Here is a 20,562-nt window from a genome sequence, read left to right as displayed (position 1 = left end):
TGTTAATGGCCGTGGTTCTTGCCGCGCCCTTGGCCGCGGCGGAGCTGGGCGATGACGGGCTGCACAAGACGTCGTGGATGCGGGACACCTTCAAGGATCTGCGGGAGGATCTGGAAGAGGCCAATGGCGAGGGCAAACGCCTGGCTCTGATCTTTGAGCAGCGCGGCTGCGTCTATTGCACCAAGATGCACGAGGAGATCTTTCCCCGCCCGGAAATCAGCCAGTACATCGAAGACAACTTCTTTGTCGTGCAGCTGAACCTTTACGGCGATGTGGAGGTGACCGACTTTGACGGCGAGGCGCTGGCGGAAAAGGACATGGCCCGCAAATGGGGCGTTCTGTTCACACCGACGATTCTGTTCCTGCCGGAGGAAGTGGCAGAAGATGTCTCGGCGCCCGAGGCTGCGGTGGCGATGATGCCGGGTGCGTTTGGCGCAGGAACCACGCTGGACATGTTTACATGGGTCAACGAAAAGCGCTATGCGATTGATAACGGGGAAGATTTCCAGCGTTATCACGCGCGCCGGATACAGGAGCGCAACAATGGGTCCACAGACTGACCTTTCGCGCATCATCTATAAAAATTCACAATAATGAATTTGTTGTTGCGTATCGGGGCCGCTGTGCCCTACGGTATGCAAAGCTAAGCAGGCCGCCCGGTTAAAGCGGCAGCCAATGGGAGGACACATGAAGTTTACATCTCTGACACTGGCGCTGAGCCTGGCCGGGGCTGCGGCTTTGGCCGGGGAGGTTGCTCCGAAAGCGGTGCAGTACGGCGAGTATGGCGAGGTTGCGGCCTCGCTGACCGGCGTTGCGGGTGATGCGGCCAACGGGGCGATTGTTGCCGGCACCAAATCCAAGGGCAACTGCGTGGCCTGCCACCAGGTGAGCGCGCTGGCGGATGTGCCGTTCCATGGCGAGATCGGCCCGTCGCTGGATGGCGCCGGCGACCGCTGGACCGAGGAGGAACTGCGCGGGCTGGTGGCCAATGCCAAGATGACATTCGAAGGCACCATGATGCCGGCCTTCTACAAGGTCGAAGGCTTCATCCGCCCGGGCGATGCCTATACCGGCGATGCCGGGCAGGAGCCGCTGCCGCCGATCCTGACGGCGCAGGAGATCGAGGATGTGGTCGCGTTCCTCGCGACGCTGAAAGAAGAGTAAGGCGCGGGCGGGGCCGTTCCGCGCCCTGCACCGATGTGAATTCAAAGGAGAGATATGATGGAGTTCTCACGCCGTGAGACCCTGGCGATGGGCCTGGGCGCTGCCGTGGTTACCGTGCTGCCGTTCCGCGTGAACGCGGCGGCGGACGACCGGATCGCCGCCTTTACCGGCGGTGCCGAGATGGCCGAAGGGGGCGTCACGCTGAACGCGCCGGAGATTGCCGAAAACGGCAACACCGTTCCGATCTCGGTCGAGGCGCCGGGCGCCACTGCGATCCTGGTGCTGGCCACCGGCAACCCGGAACCGGGTGTTGCAACCTTCAACTTCGGCCCCGGCGCGGCGCAGCAGGCGGCCTCCACCCGGATCCGCCTGGCGGGTACCCAGGACGTGGTTGCGGTTGCCAAGCTGGCAGACGGTTCCTTTGCCAAGACCAGCGCCACCGTCAAAGTCACCATCGGCGGCTGCGGCGGCTGAGGCCGCCCGCTCCCTGAACGGAATTCTTAAGGAGAGTTAAAGACATGGCATCCGGTGTTAAACCCCGCGTCAAGGTCCCGAAGTCTGCTGCTGCCGGCGAGGCGGTCACCATCAAGACCCTGATCAGCCACAAGATGGAAAGCGGCCAGCGCAAGGACAAGGAAGGCAACCTGATCCCGCGCTCGATCATCAACCGCTTCACCTGCGAGTTCAACGGCACGATGGTGCTGGACGTTGCGATGGAGCCCGCGATCTCCACCAACCCCTATTTCGAATTCGACGCGACCGTGCCGGAAGCGGGTGAGTTCGTGTTCACCTGGTATGACGACGACGGCTCCGTCTACGACACCAAGAAGAAAATCGCCATCGGCTGATCCGTTCCGGATCTTCAGGCACGCGTCCTGTCCGGATTGCGCCGGGCAGGGCAGGCACCCAAGGGAGGAAAAGGAATGAACAAGAAGGCAATCACAGCCATTGCCGCGGTGCTGGCGCTGCCGATGGCGGCGGGCGCAGGCCCCGATGACGACAAGCTGGTGGTCAACGAGGAAATCGAGATGATCACCAAGGCCGCGGCGCCCGCCCATGTGGCGGATGTGCTGGACGAGGTGATGTCGGGCTGGCACTTCCGCTCCGACGAGACGCAGGCCTTGCAAATGGATGACTTCGAGAACCCGGCGATGGTGTTTGTCGACCAGGCGCAGGAAGCCTGGGACACTGCCGACGGCTCCGAGGGCAAATCCTGCGCGTCCTGCCATGGCGATGTCGAGGAAAGCATGGCGGGCGTGCGCGCGGTGTACCCGAAGTGGAACGAAGCCGCTGGCGAGGTCCGCACCCTGAACATGCAGATCAACGACTGCCGCGAAAACCAGATGGGCGCCGAGAAGTGGAAGTACTCCGGCGGCAAGATGGCGGCGATGGAGGCGCTGATCTCAGTCCAGTCCCGCGGGATGCCGGTGAACGTGGCCATCGACGGCCCGGTCCAGGCGACCTGGGAGAAGGGCAAGGAGATGTATTACACGCGCACCGGCCAGCTGGAGCTGTCCTGCGCGAACTGCCATGAAGACAACTATGGCAACATGATCCGCGCCGACCACCTGAGCCAGGGCCAGATCAACGGCTTCCCGGTGTACCGTCTGAAGAACACCAAGCTGAACACGGCCCATGCGCGCTTCAAGGGCTGCGTGCGCGACACCCGCGCCGAGACCTACAAGCCGGGCTCGGCGGAATTCGTTGCGCTGGAACTCTATGTCGCCTCGCGCGGCAACGGGCTGTCGGTCGAAGCTCCTTCCGTCCGCAACTGATCTTAGCGCCCCGCGCCTGTCTTCAGGTGCGGGGCGTGTCTCTTTTAAAACATTCATTCACGTGAATATGTCGCGTGAGCATACAGGATACCGGTACTCATGATCTCGCGCCGCGATTTTCTGCAGGTTTCCATGGCGGCATCCGCCATGGTGGGGGCGTCAGGCTTTGGCAACTGGGCGCGGCTGGCTGCGCAGCAGTCGCTGAGCCAGGACCAACTGCTGGAGTTTGACACCTTTGGCAACATCAGCCTGATCCATGTGACCGATATTCACGGCCAGCTGAAGCCGATCTATTTCCGCGAGCCGTCGATCAATCTGGGGGTCGGCGCGAACAAGGGTCATGTGCCCCACATCACCGGCGCGGACTTCCGCAAGGCCTATGGCATCGCCGACGGCAGCCCCTCGGCCTATGCGCTGACGTATGATGACTTCTCCTCGCTGGCCAAGGCCTATGGACGTGTCGGCGGTCTGGACCGGGTGGCGACGATCATCAACGCCATCCGCGCCGACCGCCCCGGCGCGCTGCTGTTCGACGGCGGCGATACCTGGCATGGCTCCTACACCTGCCATCACACCCAGGGCCAGGACATGGTCAACGTGATGAACGCGCTGAAGCCGGATGCGATGACCTTTCACTGGGAATTCACGCTGGGCAGCGACCGGGTGAACGAGATTGTCGAAGGGCTGCCCTTTGCGGCGCTTGGCCAGAACATATTTGATGCTGAATGGGATGAGCCGGCCGAGCTGTTCAAGCCTTACAAGTTCTTTGAGCGCGGCGGCGCCAAGGTGGCGGTGATCGGCCAGGCCTTCCCCTATATGCCGATTGCCAACCCGCGCTGGATGTTCCCGGAGTACTCATTCGGCATCCGCGACGAGAACATGCAGATGATGGTGGATGAGGTCCGCGCGGCGGGCGCTGATCTGGTGGTGGTGCTGAGCCACAACGGCTTTGACGTGGACAAGAAGATGGCGGGCAAGGTGCAGGGCATCGACGTGATCCTGTCGGGCCACACCCACGACGCGCTGCCGGAGCCTGTGCTGGTAGGCAAGACGCATATCATCGCGTCCGGTTCGAACGGCAAGTTCGTCTCCCGCGTCGATCTGGATGTGCGCGATGGCCAGCTGATGGGGCTGCGGCACAAGCTGATCCCGGTGTTCTCGGACGTGATTGCGCCGGATCCGGCGGTGGCGCAGCTGATCGAGGCGGAACGTGCGCCCTATAAGGCGCAGCTGGAGGAGGTGATCGGCCAGACCGATACGCTGCTGTACCGGCGCGGCAATTTCAACGGCACCTGGGATGACCTGATCTGCGATGCGCTGCTGAGCGAGCGGGAGGCGGATATCGCCATGTCGCCCGGCGTGCGCTGGGGGCCGTCGCTGGTGCCGGGCGACGATATCACCCGCGAGGACATCTGGAACGTGACCTCGATGTCCTACGGCGAGGCCTACCGGAGTGAAATGACCGGTCAGTTCATCAAGGTGATCCTGGAGGATGTGGCCGACAACATCTTCAACCCCGACCCCTACTATCAGCAGGGCGGCGACATGGTGCGGATCGGCGGCATGGGTTACCGGATCGACATCACCAAGCCGCAGGGCGAGCGGATCAGCGACATGACCCTGCTGAGGACCGGCGAGGCCATTGATCCGGCGAAATCCTATGTGGTGGCCGGCTGGGCCAGCGTGAACGAGGGCACCGAAGGGCCGATGATCTGGGATGTGGTCGAGGATCATATCCGCAAGCTCGGCACCGTGACCCTGAACCCCAACACCTCCGTACAGGTAGCTGGCGCTTAATCAGCGCCCGCCCCGGCGGGGGACAAGACAAAAAATTTTGCGCAGTTGAATTCACGAACGTGAATTTATCTATGTAAGGAGGCAAAAAATTATGAGTGACGACGCCAAGAACCTGGCGCCCTCGCGCCGCCAGTTCCTGACCGGGGCGGCAGCGGCCGGCGCAGGGGCAGTCGCGGCTGGGGCAGCCAAGGCAGCCGCACCCGATCCGCTGATCACCGAAGTGCAGGACTGGGCCAGCGGTCTGGGCGAGGGGGTGGATGCCACGCCCTATGGCCTGCCGATCCAGTACGAGAGCGACGTGGTGCGCCGCAATGTCGAGTGGCTGACGGCGGACACCATCAGCTCGATCAACTTCACCCCGATCCATGCGCTGGACGGGACGATCACGCCGCAGGGCTGCGCGTTCGAGCGGCACCATTCGGGTGCCATCGAGCTGCGCAAGGAAGACTACCGGCTGATGATCAACGGGCTGGTCGAGACGCCGCTGGTGTTCACCTATGAGGACCTGGAGCGCTTCCCGCGTGAAAACCGCGTCTACTTTTGCGAGTGCGCGGCGAATTCCGGCATGGAATGGGCCGGCGCGCAGCTGAACGGGGCGCAGTTCACCCACGGCATGATCCACAACATGGAATACTCCGGTGTTTCCCTGCGGACGCTGCTGGAGGAAGCCGGGGTCAAGCCGGAGGGCAAGTGGGTCTATGTGGAAGGCGCGGATGCGTCCTCGAACGGCCGCTCGATCCCGCTGGAGAAAGCGATGGACGACGTTCTGGTGGCCTTCAAGGCCAATGGCGAGGCACTGCGCAAGGAGCATGGCTATCCCGTCCGCTTGGTGGTGCCGGGCTGGGAAGGCAACATGTGGGTCAAATGGCTGCGCCGGGTCGAGGTCATGGACCAGCCGGTCGAAAGCCGCGAGGAAACGTCAAAATACACCGACACGCTGGCCAATGGCGTCAGTCGCAAGTGGACCTGGGAGATGGATGCGAAATCCGTCATCACCAGCCCCAGCCCGCAGGCGCCCATTAAGCATGGCGCGGGGCCGCTGGTGATCACCGGTCTGGCCTGGTCGGGCCGCGGCGCGATTACGGGTGTGGATGTGTCGCTGGACGGCGGCAAGAACTGGACCGAGGCGCGGCTGGCGGCGCCGGGCACGGACAAGGCGCTGACCCGGTTCTACTTGGACATCAATTGGGACGGCTCCGAGATGCTGCTGCAGAGCCGGGCCAAGGATTCCACCGGTTACGTGCAGCCCACCAAGGCGCAGCTGCGCGAGGTGCGGGGGCTGAACTCCATCTATCACAACAACGCCATCCAGACCTGGTGGGTCAAGGCAAACGGGGAGGCGGAAAATGTCGAGGTTTCTTAACAGGCTGTACAACAGAGCAGAGGGCAGCGCCCGGCCGCGGGCGGGTGCAGAAGCGCCCTCCCGTGGTGAAGGGCGGGCGCTGCCCGGCCTGCCGGCCGGGCGGAACATTCTATTGGCAGTATCGCTGGCGGCTCTAGGTGCCGGGCCCGCTGCGGCCGAGATATTCGGCCTGGGCCGTCCGGCCTTGCCGGAGGAAATCGCCGCCTGGGATCTGGACGTGGCGCCCGACGGCACCGGCCTGCCCGCGGGCTCGGGCGATGTGTTCACCGGCGAGGAGGTCTTTGCCGAGAAATGCGCGGTCTGCCATGGCGATTTTGCCGAGGGCGTTGGCAACTGGCCCAAGCTCGCGGGCGGGCAGGGCACGCTGGACCATGAGGACCCGCTGAAGACGGTGGGCAGCTACTGGCCATACCTATCGACCACCTGGGACTACGTGAACCGGTCGATGCCGTTTGGCGATGCGCAGTCGCTGACGCCGGATGAGGTTTATGCCATCGTGGCCTATATCCTCTATTCCAACGATCTGGTGGATGATGAGTTCGTGCTGTCGAACGAGACTTTCATGGAGGTCGAACTGCCGAATGCCGAGGGGTTCATCCTCGATAACCGGCTGGAGGCAGAGAAGCACTTCTGGAACCCGGAGCCTTGCATGGAGAACTGCAAGGACAGCGTCGAGATCACCATGCGCGCCATGGTGCTGGACGTGACGCCGGAGGAGGAAGGCGTCGAAGCGTCTGCCGAAGCCGAACCCGTGCAGGAAGCGGCGGTGGAACAGCCTGCTGAAGAACCCGTTGAAACTGCAGCGGTTCTGGACCCGGAACTGGTGGCCAAGGGCGAGAAGACCTTCAAGAAGTGCAAGGCCTGCCACCAGGTCGGCGAGGGTGCGAAATCCAAGACCGGACCGGTCCTGAACGGCATTGTCGGCGCGCCTGCGGGCCATGAGGAAGGCTTCCGCTATTCCAAGGCGATGAAGGCCGCGGCGGAAGGCGGGCTGGTCTGGGATGAGGCCGAACTGGCGGCCTTTCTGGCCAAGCCCAAGAAGTACATGAAGGGCACCAAGATGTCCTTTGCCGGGCTGAAGAAGGACAGCGATATCGAGGCGGTGATCGCCTATCTGCAGGCCTATTCGCAGTAAGTCCTGCGGAGACCGGAACTGAAAAGGGGCGCCCGGCGGCGCCCCTTTGTCATGCGGTTTCGCCTGCGGCCAGTTTCAGTTCATTGGCTTCGGCGCGGCTCAGCATCTCGCCCTGCTTGCGCTTTTGCAGGGCTGCGCGGGCGAGCTCGTATTGCGGGTCCTGCCAAAAGATCAGGCAGCCGTTGCAGCCCTTGCCGCAGCAGCCCTCGGTGCCGGTACGGTTGGTCTTGTAGCGTCTTTCGTTGCTGTCCTGGGCGATGCTGTCCGCCAATGCGTCGCGGCGGCGGGTGTAGGCCTTTGGATTGTCCTTGCCCGAGATTTCGAGTGCTTGGGTCAGCTTGTCGAAACGGACGCGGTTCCATTGCTCCTCCGTCAGGGCGCGTTCCTTGCGCAGGACGGTGTAAGCAGGGTAGCGGGCCTTGAGCGCATTAATGTCCTCGTGGTCGAACAGGGTGAAGGGCAGGCGGATTATGGTCTGGGTGCTGCCATGCACGGTCCCGGTGCGGCTGCCGTCCTTGGCAACCTCAAAATCGTAGACCCGCAACAGAACGGTTTCGCGGGCAATGGGAGAAACGAACTCCAGCACCTCGCCGGCGGTCAGCTTGGCCTTGACCAGAACGTGAAAGGCTTCGTCTGTTACTTCGGTCACGACGCCCGCGTATTCCCACTGCGCCAGAGAGGCGGTGTGCTCGTAGTCATGCGCAAGGTTGCTGAGGCGGCCGTCATGGAAGGCCAGCGTGTAGCCGCGGTTTCCGACCGCTTCCAGCTCGCGCATGTAGGGCTTGGGGTCCCAATTCCCGGGGGCGGCGTAGTAATCGTCGATCGCCATCCGGTAGGCGCGGGCCACGATGGCGGCGTAGTATTCCGACTTGCCGCGGCCCTCGACCTTGAGGCTGTCGACGCCGATTTTCAGGTAATCGTCCAGCTTGGGCATGATGCAGAGGTCGCGGGAATTGAGAATGTAGGAGCCGCGGCCGTCTTCCTCGATCGGCATCAGTTCGCCCGGGCGGCAGCCTTCCTCCAGCAGGAATTCGAACAGGCCTGCGTTGCCTTCGTTGATGTCCAGCTCCTGCACGGTGCCGTCCTTGAGCCGCATCCGCACGCCGTAGTTCCAGCGGCAGGAATTGGCGCAGTTGCCCTGGTTGGCGCCGCGCTCGGCCATGAAGTTCGACAGCAGGCAGCGGCCGGAATAGGTCATGCACATGGCCCCGTGCACAAAGGCCTCAAGCTTGATATCCAGGCATTTTTCGCGGATCTCCACCAGTTCCGGATAGGAGACCTCGCGCGCCAGCACCACCAGGTCCGCGCCCTGGTCCTGCCAGAATTTCACCGACAGCCAGGAGCAGATGTTGGCCTGGGTGGAGACATGCAGCGGGATTTCCGGCGCGCGATCCTTGACGTATTGGAACACGCCCGGATCGGCGATGATCAGCCCGTCCGGCTGCACCTTGCGGACGGTCTCGATGTACTCGTCCAGCTTGGGAATGTCCTTGTTGTGGGAGAACAGGTTCAGCGTCAGATAGGCGCGCCGGCCATGGCTGTGGCAGAATTCCACCCCCTCGATCACTTCCTCCAGCGAGAACTCCGACTTGGTGCGCAGACTCATGTCCGGGGTGCCGAGATAGACGGCATCGGCCCCGTAGAGGATTGCCATTTTCAGTTTGCGCAGATTGCCCGCGGGCATCAGCAGTTCAGAGCGCTTGGAGGTCATCGGTCCGGCCTGGCGAAAAGGAGTGTTTGAGGTGCTCCTTTACGCAGGTATTCCGGGCCGCGATTTGCGCTGGATCAAATCGGAGAGATCAGCTCCAGCCCTTGCGGAAGAAATGCGGGGAGGCGCCGAACTTGCGCTTGAACTGGCGCGAGAAATGCGTGGCGGAGTTGAAGCCCGAGGCCAGCGCGATTTCGGTGACGCTCATCGAGGTCTCGTTCATCAGCGCGAAGGCGTGGCTGAGGCGCATGTCGAAGTAGACGTGCATCGGGCTCTGGTTCAGGTAGCGCGAGAACAGCCGTTCCAGCTGGCGGCGGGAGATGTCCAGACGGTCGCAGAGCTCGCCGATCGAGAGCGGCTCCTCGATCGATTCCTGCATCAGCTGCAGCGCATTCAGCAGGCGCTGGTTGCGGCTGCCGATGGCCACCGCGTAGTTCGATTTCTGCGGCGCCGCCTGGCCGCCGGAGCGCACGTGCAGGCACATGTCGGCGACGATGATGGCGAGCTGCTTGCCGTGGCGCTCCTCGATCAGGTGCAGCATCATGTCGGTTGCGGCATTGCCGCCGCCGCAGGTCATCAGCGGGCCTGAGATCTCAAAGATATTCGGCGAGGGCTCCAGGTTCGGGTAGCTCTCCAGAAAACCCGGCTGGTTCTCCCAGTGCAGGGTGAACTTGTGATTCTTGATCAGCCCGGCCTGGGCCAGCGCAAAGGCGCCGGTGCAGATGCCGCCGATGGAGCGGCCAAAGCGGCTTTCGCGGCGCAGCCAGTTCAGGGTGATCTCGCTGGCGGCGCTGTGCGGCTCGACGCCGGCACAGACAAAGCCCATCGAATCCGAGGGCAGCGGCTGCAGCGGGGTGTCCGGCGTCACCACCATGCCGTTGGAGCAGCGCACCGGCTGGCCGTCCTCGGTCATGATGTACCAGCGGTACAGCCTGGTGCCGGTGACCTGGTTGGCAATGCGCAGGGGTTCGATGGCGGCGGCCACGGGCAGCATCGTCGCCTTGGGCAGCAGCAGGAAATAGAAATCCTGCGGCTCGCCCTCGAACGGGATGGCGAGATTGGCGGCGGCGCCTTTCTGAACGAAACTGTCATCGGCCATGACGGGACCCCAGCGCGGCACCCGGACGCTTGGCACCCGGGCGGAATTCGGACTTGATTTTGCTACCTAAGGCGCTGCCGCAGGCCGCAGCCCGAGAATAGCGACAGCGTTCCAGCGGATTGCGACACCGGATGCAGGATTGCGGCAGCGTAAAATGCCAGCCGCCCCTTGCAGGTCAAAAGGGGCGATACTAAGACTCGGGTAACACACTGTCGGGTATGGTGCCGGACATAAACAACGCAGGCAGGTCGAAATGATTGATCCCAGAGAAACATACATGAACACCCTGGTCCCGATGGTGGTTGAGCAGACCAGCCGGGGCGAGCGGGCCTATGACATCTTTTCCCGCCTGCTGAAGGAGCGGATCATCTTTGTGAACGGCCCGGTTCACGACGGGATGAGCTCCTTGATCGTGGCGCAGCTGCTGCATCTTGAGGCGGAAAACCCGTCCAAGGAAATCTCGATGTACATCAACAGCCCCGGCGGCGTGGTGACCTCCGGCCTGTCGATCTATGACACCATGCAGTACATCAAGCCCAAGGTCTCGACCCTGGTGATCGGCCAGGCGGCGTCGATGGGCTCGCTGCTGCTGACCGCGGGCGAAAAGGGCATGCGCTTCTCGCTGCCGAACTCCCGCGTGATGGTGCACCAGCCCTCCGGCGGCTTCCAGGGCCAGGCGACCGACATCATGATCCACGCCGAAGAGACCCTGAAGCTGAAGAAGCGCCTGAACGAGATCTACGTCAAGCACACCGGCCAGGACTACGACACCGTGGTCAACGCGCTGGAGCGCGACAACTTCATGTCGCCGGAAGAGGCCAAGGAATTCGGCCTGATCGACGAGATCGTTGAGAACCGCGCCAGGGGCGATGACGAGCAGGCCTGACGCCTGCTCTTGTGAACAGCGGTGTGCCCCGCGGTGAATTTGGGGCGCACTTTCACATTGTGGCGGCCTAAGCACTGGCTTAAGCTGGCAGAAAGATGAATTGCCCCGCGGCGCGGGCGCAGCGGACCGGGCGGACTGAAAGGTAGACCATGGCGACGAATTCAGGCGGCGACAGCAAAAACACCCTCTATTGCAGCTTCTGCGGCAAGAGCCAGCATGAAGTGCGCAAGCTGATCGCAGGCCCCACCGTGTTCATTTGCGATGAATGCGTTGAACTGTGCATGGACATCATCCGTGAAGAGACCAAGGCTTCCGGGCTGAAGGCCACCGACGGGGTGCCGACGCCCAAGGACATCTGCCAGGTGCTGGACGACTATGTGATCGGCCAGGCAACCGCCAAGCGGGTGCTTTCGGTTGCCGTGCACAACCACTACAAGCGACTGAATCACGCCCAGAAGGCGGGGTCGGACATCGAACTGGCGAAGTCGAACATCCTGCTGATCGGCCCCACCGGCTGCGGCAAGACCCTGCTGGCGCAGACGCTGGCGCGGATCCTGGATGTGCCCTTTACCATGGCTGACGCCACCACGCTGACCGAAGCCGGTTACGTGGGCGAGGATGTCGAGAACATCATCCTGAAGCTGCTGCAGGCGTCGGAATACAACGTCGAGCGCGCGCAGCGTGGCATCGTCTATATCGACGAGGTCGACAAGATCACCCGCAAGTCGGAGAACCCCTCGATCACCCGCGACGTGTCGGGCGAGGGTGTGCAGCAGGCGCTGCTGAAGCTGATGGAAGGCACTGTGGCCTCGGTTCCGCCGCAGGGCGGGCGCAAGCATCCGCAGCAGGAATTCCTGCAGGTGGACACCACCAACATCCTGTTCATCTGCGGTGGCGCCTTTGCCGGCCTCGACAAGATCATCGCGCAGCGCGGCAAGGGTTCGGCGATGGGCTTTGGCGCCGATGTGCGCGACAATGACGAGCGCGGTGTTGGCGAGATCTTCCAGGACCTGGAGCCGGAAGACCTGCTGAAATTCGGCCTGATCCCGGAATTCGTCGGCCGCCTGCCGGTTCTGGCGACGCTGGAGGACCTGGACGAGGACGCGCTGGTCACCATCCTGACCCAGCCCAAGAACGCCCTGGTCAAACAGTACCAGCGCCTGTTCGAACTGGAAGACACCGAGCTGGACTTCACCGACGAGGCACTGAAGGCGATTGCCCGCAAGGCGATCGAACGCAAGACCGGCGCCCGCGGCCTGCGCTCGATCATGGAGGACATCCTGCTGGATACCATGTTCGATCTGCCGGGCATGGACAGCGTGACCAAGGTGGTTGTGAACGAAGAGGCGGTGACCTCTGAAGCGCAGCCGCTGATGATCCACGCGGATGCCGAGAAAGAGCCGGCGTCTGCAGGCTGATAGACCAAAGGTTTTATCAAAACGGCGCGGTATTTTCCGCGCCGTTTTCATGTTGAGGAGAGAGACATGATCAAGCGGATTTCTTCGGGCGGTGAGTTCGAAGCCAAGATCGGCTATTGCCGCGCCGTGGTTGCGGGCGGTTTTGTGCATGTGGCCGGCACTGTCGGCCAGGGCGAGGACGTTGTGGCGCAGTGCCGGTCGGCGCTGGACACAATTGGCGGAGCCTTGGAGAAGGCAGGTGCCAGCTTTGCCGATGTGGTGCGGGTGAACTACTACCTGCCGGATGCAGCGGAGTTTGAGCCCTGCTGGCCGGTTCTGGCCGAGACCTTTGGCGCCAACCCGCCGGCGGCAACGATGATCGAGTGCAATCTGATCGATCCCAAGTTCCGCATCGAGATCGAGGTGACGGCGCTGGCACCGGCGGAAAGCTGAGCCGGTAAACGCCCCGTAAACGGGGCTGAGGCAAAACAGCCCCTTCCCGCCGGGAGGCCTCCAGCAAAGGCGCAAGCCACTGGACCTTGGCGGGAAATTGGGCCATATCAAGGTCGGAAAACTCCGGAGGCACCCATGGGAATCCTGAACACTCTTCTGCGCGCTGTGACCTGGTGGAACGGCTCCACCCTGAACACCGCGATTTTCACCGCCCGCAAGGGGATCAAGGTGGGCGAGGATGACCAGGGCAATGTGTTTTACCGCAATGCCGACGACAGCAAGCGCTGGGTGATGTTCAACGGCGAAGCGGAAGCCTCTCGCGTCAGCCCGGACTGGCACGGCTGGCTGCACCGCACCTTTGACGAGGTGCCGAGCGAGAAGCCGCTGAAGCACAAGGCCTGGGAAAAGCCGCATCAGGAAAACCTGACCGGCACCATGATGGCCTATGCGCCGGCCGGCTCCATCCGCGCGGGCGGCGAGCCCAAGGAACGCCGCGATTACGAGGCCTGGGTGCCGGAATAAACATTTGCCAGAAGGCTGGTTTCATGTCCCACAATCCTACTGAAGTCTTTGCCGGCGGCGTTGTGCTGGCCGCTGCGGTTGCGTTTGCCGTCTATGCGGGGCAGGCAGCGGGCCTGTCGCGCGCCGGCGCCACCTATGACCTGACCGCGTCTTTCCGGTCGCTGGAAGGGGTCAGCGTCGGCACCGATGTGCGGCTGGCGGGCGTCAAGATCGGCACCGTGACCGGTGTTGATCTGAACCCGGAAACCTTCCGGGCCGACACCATGTTTTCGGTGAAGGAAGGGATCGAAATCCCCGATGACAGTGCGGTGGTCATCTCCTCCGAAGGTCTGCTCGGCGGCAATTTCGTCGAGATCATGCCTGGCGGCTCGCCTTTCGCATTTGAGCCGGGGGATGAGATCGAGGACACCCAAGGTGCCGTCAGCCTGATTTCGCTGCTGGTCAAATTCGTGGCAGGCGGCGGGGAAGAGTCGTGAAACGGCTGACCGCTGCCCTGGCCGCCGCCATGCTGGCGCTGCCCGCCTGGGGGCAGGAGCAGGCGGCACAGGGGACTGCCGCGGTGCTGCGGGCGCTCGACAAGGTCAACGGTCACAGCATGGACGCCGAGGTTGCCATTGGCGCCAGCGCGGAGATGTTCGGGCTGCTGGTCACCGTGTCGGAGTGCCGATACCCGGCGGAGAACCCTACGGGGGATGCCTTTGCCTATCTCACTGTGCGCAATCCTAGTGACGGCGCGGTGCAGTTCGAGGGGTGGATGATCGCCTCCAGCCCGGCGCTGAACGCGCTGGATCACAGCCGTTATGACGTCTGGGTCATCCGCTGCAGCAGCAGCTGAGGCGCGGGAACGTCGGGGCGCGTGAAATCAGCATCTATTGACAGGGCGTCGCGCAGAAGCGCGCGGTAGCGGGCGCGGCTGACCTCGATGCCGCCGAGCGAGGCGAGGTGCGGCGTCAGGAACTGGGTGTCGCACAGGCTGTAGCCCGCCTGCACCAGCCGGTCGGTCAGATAGGCCAGCGCCACCTTGGAGGCGTCGCGGCGGCGCGAGAACATGCTTTCGCCGAAAAACGCACCGCCCAGCGAGACGCCATAAGTGCCGCCGGCCAGGATACCCTGATGCCAGACTTCCAGAGAATGGGCGTTGCCCATGGTGTGCAGCTCCAGATACCGGTCGCGGATTTCGGCGCTGATCCAGGTCTCGGCCCGGTCGGCGCAGCCGTCCACCACCCCGGCAAAGTCGCAGTTCACGGTGATTTCAAAGCCGCCGTTGCGGATGCGCTTGGCCAGGGAGCGGGAGATGCGGAAGCCGTCCAGCGGCAGGATCCCGCGCCGCTTGGGATCGACCCAGAACACGTCCGGATCGTCGCGGTGTTCGGCCATCGGGAAAACACCGGCGGAATAGGCGTGCAGCAGGAGGTCCGCAGTCAAGCTCATGGTGCTGGCAGTATAACGGGAAAATGCAGGGAAAAGTAAAACGGGGCGCAGCCAATGGCGCGCCCCGTGAGATTTCAGCCCGGCGTGTTCTCTTCCAGCCAGCGTTCCAGCCAGTGGATGCCGTACTCGCCGGTGTGGATGTCTTTCTCCTGCAGCAGCGCATGGAACAGCGGCACGGTGGTGTCGATGCCGTCGATGATCAGCTCGCCCAGGGCGCGGTTCAGGCGCGCCAGCGCCTCGGTCCGGTCGCGGCCGTGCACGATCAGCTTGCCGATCAGCGAGTCGTAGTACGGCGGGATCGAGTAGCCGTCATAGAGCGCCGAATCCATCCGCACACCCAGGCCGCCGGGGGCGTGGTACTGGGTGATCTTGCCCGGGCAGGGCGAGAAATTCGGAAGCTTCTCGGCGTTGATCCGCACTTCGATGGCGTGGCCGTTGATCTCCAGATCGTCCTGGGTGAACGACATCGGCAGGCCTTCGGCCACCCGGATCTGCTCGCGCACCAGGTCGACGCCAAAGATGGCCTCGGTCACCGGGTGCTCCACCTGCAGGCGGGTGTTCATCTCGATGAAGTAGAACTCGCCGTCCTCATAGAGGAACTCGACGGTGCCGGCGCCGGAATAGCCCATCTTGCCGACCGCGTCGGCACAGATCTTGCCAATGCGGGCGCGCTCTTCCGGGGTGATGCAGGGGCCGGGGGCTTCCTCGAACACTTTCTGGTGGCGGCGCTGCAGGGAGCAGTCGCGCTCGGCCAGATGCACGCCGGTGCCCTTGCCGTCGCCGAAGACCTGGATCTCGATGTGACGCGGCTTCTGGAGGTATTTCTCCATGTAGACTTCGTCATTGCCGAAGGCGGCCTTGGCCTCGGAGCGGGCGGTGGAGAAGGCAGAGGTCAGCTCTTTCTCGTTCTTCGCCACTTTCATGCCGCGGCCGCCGCCGCCGGCGGTCGCCTTGATGATCACCGGGTAGCCCATGTCGGCGGCCACCGTCTTGGCGGTCGCAATGTCGGGCACGCCGCCGTCGGAACCGGGAACCACCGGAATGCCGAGGTTCTTGGCGGTTTCCTTGGCGGTGATCTTGTCACCCATGATGCGGATGTGCTCGGCCGAGGGGCCGATGAAGGTCAGCCCGTGGTCCTCGATGATCTGCACGAAATTGGCGTTTTCCGACAGGAAGCCGTAGCCCGGGTGAATGGCCTGGGCGCCGGTGATCTCGCAGGCGGAGATGATGGCCGGGATCGACAGGTAGCTTTGGGCGCCGGACGGCGGGCCGATGCAGACCGATTCATCGGCCATGCGCACGTGCATGGCGTCGGCGTCGGCGGTGGAATGCACCGCGACCGACTTGATGCCCATTTCCCGGCAGGCACGGATCACGCGCAGGGCGATCTCGCCGCGGTTGGCAATCAGGATCTTGTCAAACATGGCAGATCCTTATTCGATGATGACCAGGGGCGATCCGAATTCGACGGCGGCGCCGTCTTCGACCAGGATGCGCTTCACGGTGCCGGATTTCGGCGCCGGAATGTGGTTCATGGTCTTCATGGCTTCGACGATCAGCAGGGTGTCGCCTTCGCTGACCTGCTTGCCCACGGAGATAAAGGAGGGTGCGCCCGGTTCGGGCTGCAGGTACACGGTGCCGACCATCGGCGAGGTCACGGCGCCGGGGTGGCTGGCCGGATCGTCATTGGCAGCTGCGGGGGCAGCGGCAGGCGCGGCTGCGGCGGCAACCGGCGCGGGGGCAGCCGCGGCAGGAACCTGTACCTGCATCGGGGCCGCAGCCATCGCGGTCTGGCGCGACACGCGCACGTTCAGGCTGTCATCATCGCCGTAGTCGCGTTTGACCTGCAGCTCGGTCAGATCGTTTTCGCGCAGCAGCTCCGCCAGCGCCTTGATGAATGCCACGTCAGCTTCGTGAGTTTTGTTTGTCATATTGTCCTCAGCCAATTCCGACAGGCCCGCCGGTTAAGGCAGGCAGGAAATTAGGGCGCTTATAGGGCAAGGATTACCGCAAGGAAAGCACTCCTGAACTGCGCCGTAACATGAGGTCTATGGCGCGGATTCGCAATTGGCGGCGGGAAATTCCTGCCTAAAGCGGCATTCCGGTCAGTTTTGCCACCAGTTCCGGCAGTTTGCGGGCGCCGAATTTCTGCAGCAGATGCGCACGGTGGCTTTCCACGGTGCGGTAGGACAGGTCAAGCTGCTTGCCGATTTCCTTGGCCGACAGCCCCTTGCAGGTGAGGATCGCCACCTCACGTTCGCGCGGGGTGAGGGAAACGACGGGGCGGTCGTCGGAAATGTCGGCAAAGGACCAGATTCCGGTCTGGAACGGCGCCTGTGGCGTGACCGAACGGCCGCGCACCCGGCACCAGAACAAGGCGCCGGAGCGGCGGCGCATAATGCGCTCGTCGCTGTAGCTGCCGCTTTGCGCCTCAGGCCGCTGCAGCAGCGCGCCGATGCGGTTGAAATCCTCCTGGCTGGGGTAGAGTTCGGCCACCAGCATCCCGGTGTAGTCCGCCGGCGCGCCGCCGAAGGTGGCGGCAAACTGCAGATTGCACCGCGTGATGACGCGGCGTTCCAGCACGGCAAGGCCCACGGGGGCATGGTCAAAGGCAAGATCGCTCATATGGTATTCTTAGCCCGGTTGTTCCGGGAAATTGAAGGGGGTGCCGCGGCGCGCCTTATGGCGGGCAAATGGGCATCGGGAGGAGCAAATGAACATAGCAGTTTGGCTGCAGCGGATGGCAGCGGCGGAGGGCGCCCGGCCTGCGCTGTATCTTGGGCAGGAACTGGTGGCGGATTACGCGGAGTTCCATGCGCGGGCGGCGTCGGTGGCGGGCTGGCTGCTGGGGCAGGGCATTCAGCCGGGTGACCGGGTGGGCATCTTCATGAAGAACTGCCCGGATTACCTGATCGCGCTTTATGGCATCTGGTACGCCGGGGCGGCTGCTGTGCCGATCAATGCCAAGCTGCACGGCAAGGAGGCGGAGTTCATCCTGCAAAACTCAGGTGCCGGGCTGGTGTTCTCGTCGCCGGGCCTGACCGGGGCCGTTGAGGAAACAGAGGCCAAAGTCCGTTGCGTGGATATCACCAGCGCGGATTATGCGGCTGCGATGCAAGCGGATCCGGTGGCGGAACCCGGCTCGCGCCTGCCGGGGGATCTGGCCTGGCTGTTCTATACGTCCGGCACCACCGGGCGGCCCAAGGGGGTGATGATTACCCACCGGATGCTGATGAACATGGCCATTGGTTATTTTGCAGATGTGGATCAGGTGAGTGCAGAGGATCACGCGCTTTATGCCGCGCCGATGAGCCATGGGGCGGGCATCTACGCGATCCAGCATGTACTGGCCGGCGCGAGGCATGTCTGCCCGGCGTCGGGCGGGTTTGACGAGGCGGAAATCTTCGGCCTCGCCGCGCATTTCGGGCGCGTCCACATGTTTGCAGCACCCACGATGGTCACAAGAATGACTTCGGAAGCCAAACGGCTGGGCCGCAAGGGGGAGGGGCTGCGCACCGTGGTTTATGCGGGCGGGCCGATGTATGTGGCCGACATCATCGAGGCGGTTGAGCATTTCGGACCGGTCTTCGTACAGGTTTACGGCCAGGGCGAATGCCCGATGGCAATCACCGCGCTGCCGCGCCATGACGTGCAGGACCGAACGCACCCCCGCTGGAAGGAGCGGCTGGCCAGTGTCGGCAGGGCGCAAAGCATGGTGGAGGTAAGGATCGGTACCCCGGAGGGGGAGTTCCTGCCCGCAGGTCAACACGGTGAAATCATGGTACGCGGCGATGCTGTGATGCCGGGTTATTGGGACAACCCGGAGGCTACCGCCAAGACACTGGTCAATGGCTGGCTGATGACCGGTGACATGGGGGTGCTGGACGCGGACGGCTATCTGACCCTGCAGGACCGCTCCAAGGACATGATCATTACCGGCGGCTCTAACGTTTATCCGCGCGAGGTGGAGGAGGTGCTGCTGATGCACCCGCAGGTGCGGGAAGTGTCGGTGGTGGGGCGGCCCCATGCCGACTGGGGCGAGGAAGTGGTGGCCTTTGTTGTGGGCGATGCACCGGAGGCGGAGCTGGACGATCTGTGCAACAGCCAGATCGCCCGGTTCAAGCGGCCCAAGGCCTATATCCGCATCGAAGCCCTGCCCAAGAACAACTACGGCAAGGTGCTGAAGACCAAGCTGCGGAAGATGGTCTGACGCCGGATCGGGCCGGGCGGGCAGCAGCGCTTTGGCCCGTATCCGGCTGCCGCTGCCCCATCATGGTGCCGGTCAGGAAGTTCACCAGCTCAGCCCGGTTTCCGGTGGCGGACTTGCGGTAAATTGCCTTCAGCTGCGCCTTGCGCCGCACCGGCCACATCAGGATGCGGGTCTCGATCACGATGGCCGCCGCCAGCCTCTCGAAATAGGCGTGCGGCCCTTCTCCGGTCTCCGCATCACCGGCCTCAAGCCCGCCGGATCGGCGATCATGCCGCCCAGGAACACCGCCGCGCAGAGGGGCTGCACGGCGATGATGGCAATCAGGATCCAGGGTTTGGCCGGGTCTTGCCGGTTCTGGCGCATTGTCAGGTCTCTGCTGAGTTGCCGTCCTTCACAGCCTGGGCCGCGTCCAGGCCGTCTTCAGTTTCGATCTTGCGCACGTCATTGCCCTGACCGGTCAGAAGTTCGCGGATCGTGGCCTGGGTTCCGGCGCTGGGTGTGCCGCTGGAAGCCTATGCGGCTGCGGCGGGCAGGGCGACTGCAAGGGCGCGGAGTTTCAGCGCATGGCGAACCGGATGTCCTTTCTGTGTTCTGTCAGAAACCGCACCGGAATGGCGCGGGCCGTGGCTGAGACATCGGAACCGGAGCGGCAGGGAAGAAGAGGCGCCAAGTTGGAAAAGCGCAGAAACGCTAACGAGTACCACCAGGGTTTATAGTGGGAAACTGATGTTTGCCGCACGCAAGAACAGCTGCTGCCCCCCAAAAAAAGGAGGCCGACCCAGGAAGAGCCAGCCTCAGTCTGCCACTGCCGGCACGCGGGTGGCCGGCAAGACGGAGATGAATTCTTGGGGCGCGCCTCAGATCGCCAGGTATTCGGCGCGCAGTTCCTCGTTCGCCAGAACCTCGGCGGCGGTGCCGTCAAAGACGATGCCGCCGGTATCGAGGATCACGGCACGGTCCGCCAGTTCCAGGGCACGGACCGCGTTCTGCTCGACAATGATGGTTGTCATGCCCTGTTCCTTGATGTGGATGAGGGTCTTTTCGATCTCGTCCACGATCACCGGGGCGAGGCCCTCATAAGGTTCGTCCAAGAGCAGCACCTTGATGTCGCGGGCGAGCGCGCGGGCAATCGCCAGCATCTGCTGCTCGCCGCCGGACAGGGTCACGCCCTCTTGTTTCCGGCGTTCGCCGAGGCGCGGGAACAGGTCGTAAAGGCGTTCCAGCGACCAGCCGATCGGCGGGGCGATCTGCGCCAGCTGCAGGTTTTCCTCAACCGTCAGGCCGGGGATGATGCGGCGGTCTTCGGGCACCAGGCCCAAGCCCTCGGCGGCGGCCTCATACGAGGTCATCTTATGCAGCGGCTTGTGGTCCAGCCAGATCTCGCCCCGTGTCACCATGGGTGAGCCGGTGCGCGCGATCGAGCGCAGGGTCGAGGTCTTGCCCGCGCCGTTGCGGCCCAAGAGCGCCAGGATCTCGCCCTCATGGACGTTGAAGTTGATGCCCTGCACGATGTAGCTCTCGCCGTAGTAGGCGTGCACATCCCAGACCGACAGGAAGGCCGGGGCGGTGGAGGCCACATTGGCGTTCTTGGAGAAATCGGGTTTGACGTTCATATTGGTTCC

General features: G+C 63.4%; 23 protein-coding genes. 15 read left to right on the top strand and 8 right to left on the bottom strand.

Annotated elements, in window-relative coordinates; translation table 11 throughout:
- The first annotated feature begins 5 nt into the window (after positions 1–5).
- The 8 genes from ACFMBG_RS17710 (at position 6) to ACFMBG_RS17675 (ending at position 7,234) form a co-directional block, all read left to right on the top strand.
- Positions 6–560, top strand: coding sequence for a thioredoxin family protein (locus ACFMBG_RS17710; protein WP_421056024.1), 555 nt, complete (start codon positions 6–8; stop codon positions 558–560).
- Positions 561–687: 127 nt separating this feature from the next.
- The gene (soxX, locus tag ACFMBG_RS17705) at positions 688–1,164 is read left to right on the top strand and encodes a sulfur oxidation c-type cytochrome SoxX (RefSeq protein ID WP_421056023.1); all 477 of its coding nucleotides are present in this window, start codon (positions 688–690) and stop codon (positions 1,162–1,164) included.
- A 57-nt stretch (positions 1,165–1,221) separates the two neighbouring features.
- Positions 1,222–1,638: a thiosulfate oxidation carrier protein SoxY gene (gene soxY, locus ACFMBG_RS17700; RefSeq protein WP_421056022.1), complete on the top strand. Its 417-nt coding sequence runs from the start codon at positions 1,222–1,224 to the stop codon at positions 1,636–1,638.
- 44 nt (positions 1,639–1,682) lie between these two features.
- A complete protein-coding gene (soxZ, locus tag ACFMBG_RS17695) occupies positions 1,683–2,012 on the top strand; it encodes a thiosulfate oxidation carrier complex protein SoxZ (RefSeq protein WP_027237975.1) in 330 nt (109 codons plus the stop codon).
- A 75-nt stretch (positions 2,013–2,087) separates the two neighbouring features.
- Positions 2,088–2,939, top strand: a complete 852-nt coding sequence (gene soxA, locus ACFMBG_RS17690) for a sulfur oxidation c-type cytochrome SoxA (protein WP_421056021.1) — start codon at positions 2,088–2,090, stop codon at positions 2,937–2,939.
- 99 nt (positions 2,940–3,038) lie between these two features.
- Positions 3,039–4,736: a thiosulfohydrolase SoxB gene (gene soxB / locus ACFMBG_RS17685; protein WP_421056020.1), complete on the top strand. Its 1,698-nt coding sequence runs from the start codon at positions 3,039–3,041 to the stop codon at positions 4,734–4,736.
- Positions 4,737–4,827: 91 nt separating this feature from the next.
- Complete coding sequence (soxC, locus tag ACFMBG_RS17680) at positions 4,828–6,099, top strand: sulfite dehydrogenase (RefSeq protein ID WP_421056019.1); 1,272 nt, start codon at positions 4,828–4,830, stop codon at positions 6,097–6,099.
- A gap of 124 nt (positions 6,100–6,223) precedes the next feature.
- Entirely contained in the window at positions 6,224–7,234 is a 1,011-nt protein-coding gene (locus ACFMBG_RS17675; RefSeq protein WP_421056083.1) for a c-type cytochrome, read from the top strand.
- A 49-nt stretch (positions 7,235–7,283) separates the two neighbouring features.
- On the opposite strand, the gene ACFMBG_RS17670 is transcribed toward ACFMBG_RS17675, so the two are convergent.
- A complete protein-coding gene (locus ACFMBG_RS17670; RefSeq protein ID WP_421056018.1) occupies positions 7,284–8,945 on the bottom strand; it encodes a peptidase U32 family protein in 1,662 nt (553 codons plus the stop codon).
- A gap of 88 nt (positions 8,946–9,033) precedes the next feature.
- Complete coding sequence (locus tag ACFMBG_RS17665; protein ID WP_421056017.1) at positions 9,034–10,041, bottom strand: GlxA family transcriptional regulator; 1,008 nt, start codon at positions 10,039–10,041, stop codon at positions 9,034–9,036.
- A gap of 253 nt (positions 10,042–10,294) precedes the next feature.
- On the opposite strand from ACFMBG_RS17665, the gene ACFMBG_RS17660 reads away from it, so the two are divergent.
- From ACFMBG_RS17660 to ACFMBG_RS17635, 6 genes are all read left to right on the top strand, one after another.
- Complete coding sequence (locus tag ACFMBG_RS17660; protein ID WP_421056016.1) at positions 10,295–10,927, top strand: ATP-dependent Clp protease proteolytic subunit; 633 nt, start codon at positions 10,295–10,297, stop codon at positions 10,925–10,927.
- Positions 10,928–11,076: 149 nt separating this feature from the next.
- Positions 11,077–12,345, top strand: coding sequence for an ATP-dependent Clp protease ATP-binding subunit ClpX (gene clpX, locus ACFMBG_RS17655; protein ID WP_421056015.1), 1,269 nt, complete (start codon positions 11,077–11,079; stop codon positions 12,343–12,345).
- Positions 12,346–12,411: 66 nt separating this feature from the next.
- Positions 12,412–12,777: a RidA family protein gene (locus ACFMBG_RS17650; RefSeq protein WP_421056014.1), complete on the top strand. Its 366-nt coding sequence runs from the start codon at positions 12,412–12,414 to the stop codon at positions 12,775–12,777.
- A gap of 135 nt (positions 12,778–12,912) precedes the next feature.
- Positions 12,913–13,299 carry an NADH:ubiquinone oxidoreductase subunit NDUFA12 gene (locus tag ACFMBG_RS17645; protein ID WP_366661761.1) on the top strand — a complete coding sequence of 129 codons (387 nt, stop codon included), beginning with the start codon at positions 12,913–12,915 and terminating at the stop codon, positions 13,297–13,299.
- Between the two features lie 23 nt (positions 13,300–13,322).
- Complete coding sequence (mlaD, locus tag ACFMBG_RS17640) at positions 13,323–13,775, top strand: outer membrane lipid asymmetry maintenance protein MlaD (protein ID WP_421056013.1); 453 nt, start codon at positions 13,323–13,325, stop codon at positions 13,773–13,775.
- Positions 13,772–14,134 carry a DUF2155 domain-containing protein gene (locus tag ACFMBG_RS17635; RefSeq protein WP_421056012.1) on the top strand — a complete coding sequence of 121 codons (363 nt, stop codon included), beginning with the start codon at positions 13,772–13,774 and terminating at the stop codon, positions 14,132–14,134. The genes mlaD and ACFMBG_RS17635 overlap by 4 nt, the downstream gene beginning before the upstream one ends.
- Here ACFMBG_RS17635 and aat read toward each other — a convergent pair.
- From aat to ACFMBG_RS17615, 4 genes are all read right to left on the bottom strand, one after another.
- On the bottom strand, positions 14,098–14,730 hold the full coding sequence (gene aat / locus ACFMBG_RS17630; RefSeq protein WP_421056011.1) for a leucyl/phenylalanyl-tRNA--protein transferase: 633 nt from the start codon (positions 14,728–14,730) through the stop codon (positions 14,098–14,100). The two genes, ACFMBG_RS17635 and aat, sit on opposite strands and share 37 nt — an antisense overlap.
- A gap of 74 nt (positions 14,731–14,804) precedes the next feature.
- Entirely contained in the window at positions 14,805–16,154 is a 1,350-nt protein-coding gene (gene accC / locus ACFMBG_RS17625; protein ID WP_421056010.1) for an acetyl-CoA carboxylase biotin carboxylase subunit, read from the bottom strand.
- A 9-nt stretch (positions 16,155–16,163) separates the two neighbouring features.
- The gene (accB, locus tag ACFMBG_RS17620; protein ID WP_421056009.1) at positions 16,164–16,661 is read right to left on the bottom strand and encodes an acetyl-CoA carboxylase biotin carboxyl carrier protein; all 498 of its coding nucleotides are present in this window, start codon (positions 16,659–16,661) and stop codon (positions 16,164–16,166) included.
- A gap of 157 nt (positions 16,662–16,818) precedes the next feature.
- Positions 16,819–17,355, bottom strand: coding sequence for a LuxR C-terminal-related transcriptional regulator (locus ACFMBG_RS17615; RefSeq protein ID WP_421056008.1), 537 nt, complete (start codon positions 17,353–17,355; stop codon positions 16,819–16,821).
- An 88-nt stretch (positions 17,356–17,443) separates the two neighbouring features.
- Here ACFMBG_RS17615 and ACFMBG_RS17610 point away from each other — a divergent pair, with 88 nt between their 5' ends.
- The gene (locus ACFMBG_RS17610) at positions 17,444–18,940 is read left to right on the top strand and encodes a class I adenylate-forming enzyme family protein (protein ID WP_421056007.1); all 1,497 of its coding nucleotides are present in this window, start codon (positions 17,444–17,446) and stop codon (positions 18,938–18,940) included.
- 177 nt (positions 18,941–19,117) lie between these two features.
- Here the strand turns inward: ACFMBG_RS17610 and ACFMBG_RS17605 are convergent, their stop codons facing one another.
- Positions 19,118–19,303: a hypothetical protein gene (locus ACFMBG_RS17605; protein WP_421056006.1), complete on the bottom strand. Its 186-nt coding sequence runs from the start codon at positions 19,301–19,303 to the stop codon at positions 19,118–19,120.
- A gap of 494 nt (positions 19,304–19,797) precedes the next feature.
- Positions 19,798–20,553: an ABC transporter ATP-binding protein gene (locus tag ACFMBG_RS17600; protein ID WP_421056005.1), complete on the bottom strand. Its 756-nt coding sequence runs from the start codon at positions 20,551–20,553 to the stop codon at positions 19,798–19,800.
- Positions 20,554–20,562: the final 9 nt, after the last annotated feature.

The sequence above is a fragment of the Leisingera coralii genome, assembly GCF_049056525.1.
In the GTDB taxonomy this organism is placed as follows: domain Bacteria; phylum Pseudomonadota; class Alphaproteobacteria; order Rhodobacterales; family Rhodobacteraceae; genus Leisingera; species Leisingera coralii.
This window is presented reverse-complemented; position numbering and strand designations above follow the sequence as displayed.

What these genes read in the sequence shown, in the direction of transcription:
- ACFMBG_RS17710 (WP_421056024.1), top strand. Translation starts at nt 6, where the DNA reads ATGGCCGTGGTTCTTGCCGCGCCCTTGGCCGCGGCGGAGCTGGGCGAT.
- soxX (WP_421056023.1), top strand. Translation starts at nt 688, where the DNA reads ATGAAGTTTACATCTCTGACACTGGCGCTGAGCCTGGCCGGGGCTGCG.
- soxY (WP_421056022.1), top strand. Translation starts at nt 1,222, where the DNA reads ATGGAGTTCTCACGCCGTGAGACCCTGGCGATGGGCCTGGGCGCTGCC.
- soxZ (WP_027237975.1), top strand. Translation starts at nt 1,683, where the DNA reads ATGGCATCCGGTGTTAAACCCCGCGTCAAGGTCCCGAAGTCTGCTGCT.
- soxA (WP_421056021.1), top strand. Translation starts at nt 2,088, where the DNA reads ATGAACAAGAAGGCAATCACAGCCATTGCCGCGGTGCTGGCGCTGCCG.
- soxB (WP_421056020.1), top strand. Translation starts at nt 3,039, where the DNA reads ATGATCTCGCGCCGCGATTTTCTGCAGGTTTCCATGGCGGCATCCGCC.
- soxC (WP_421056019.1), top strand. Translation starts at nt 4,828, where the DNA reads ATGAGTGACGACGCCAAGAACCTGGCGCCCTCGCGCCGCCAGTTCCTG.
- ACFMBG_RS17670 (WP_421056018.1), bottom strand. Translation starts at nt 8,945, where the DNA reads ATGACCTCCAAGCGCTCTGAACTGCTGATGCCCGCGGGCAATCTGCGC.
- ACFMBG_RS17665 (WP_421056017.1), bottom strand. Translation starts at nt 10,041, where the DNA reads ATGGCCGATGACAGTTTCGTTCAGAAAGGCGCCGCCGCCAATCTCGCC.
- ACFMBG_RS17660 (WP_421056016.1), top strand. Translation starts at nt 10,295, where the DNA reads ATGATTGATCCCAGAGAAACATACATGAACACCCTGGTCCCGATGGTG.
- clpX (WP_421056015.1), top strand. Translation starts at nt 11,077, where the DNA reads ATGGCGACGAATTCAGGCGGCGACAGCAAAAACACCCTCTATTGCAGC.
- ACFMBG_RS17650 (WP_421056014.1), top strand. Translation starts at nt 12,412, where the DNA reads ATGATCAAGCGGATTTCTTCGGGCGGTGAGTTCGAAGCCAAGATCGGC.
- ACFMBG_RS17645 (WP_366661761.1), top strand. Translation starts at nt 12,913, where the DNA reads ATGGGAATCCTGAACACTCTTCTGCGCGCTGTGACCTGGTGGAACGGC.
- mlaD (WP_421056013.1), top strand. Translation starts at nt 13,323, where the DNA reads ATGTCCCACAATCCTACTGAAGTCTTTGCCGGCGGCGTTGTGCTGGCC.
- aat (WP_421056011.1), bottom strand. Translation starts at nt 14,730, where the DNA reads ATGAGCTTGACTGCGGACCTCCTGCTGCACGCCTATTCCGCCGGTGTT.
- accC (WP_421056010.1), bottom strand. Translation starts at nt 16,154, where the DNA reads ATGTTTGACAAGATCCTGATTGCCAACCGCGGCGAGATCGCCCTGCGC.
- accB (WP_421056009.1), bottom strand. Translation starts at nt 16,661, where the DNA reads ATGACAAACAAAACTCACGAAGCTGACGTGGCATTCATCAAGGCGCTG.
- ACFMBG_RS17615 (WP_421056008.1), bottom strand. Translation starts at nt 17,355, where the DNA reads ATGAGCGATCTTGCCTTTGACCATGCCCCCGTGGGCCTTGCCGTGCTG.
- ACFMBG_RS17610 (WP_421056007.1), top strand. Translation starts at nt 17,444, where the DNA reads ATGAACATAGCAGTTTGGCTGCAGCGGATGGCAGCGGCGGAGGGCGCC.
- ACFMBG_RS17605 (WP_421056006.1), bottom strand. Translation starts at nt 19,303, where the DNA reads ATGCGCCAGAACCGGCAAGACCCGGCCAAACCCTGGATCCTGATTGCC.
- ACFMBG_RS17600 (WP_421056005.1), bottom strand. Translation starts at nt 20,553, where the DNA reads ATGAACGTCAAACCCGATTTCTCCAAGAACGCCAATGTGGCCTCCACC.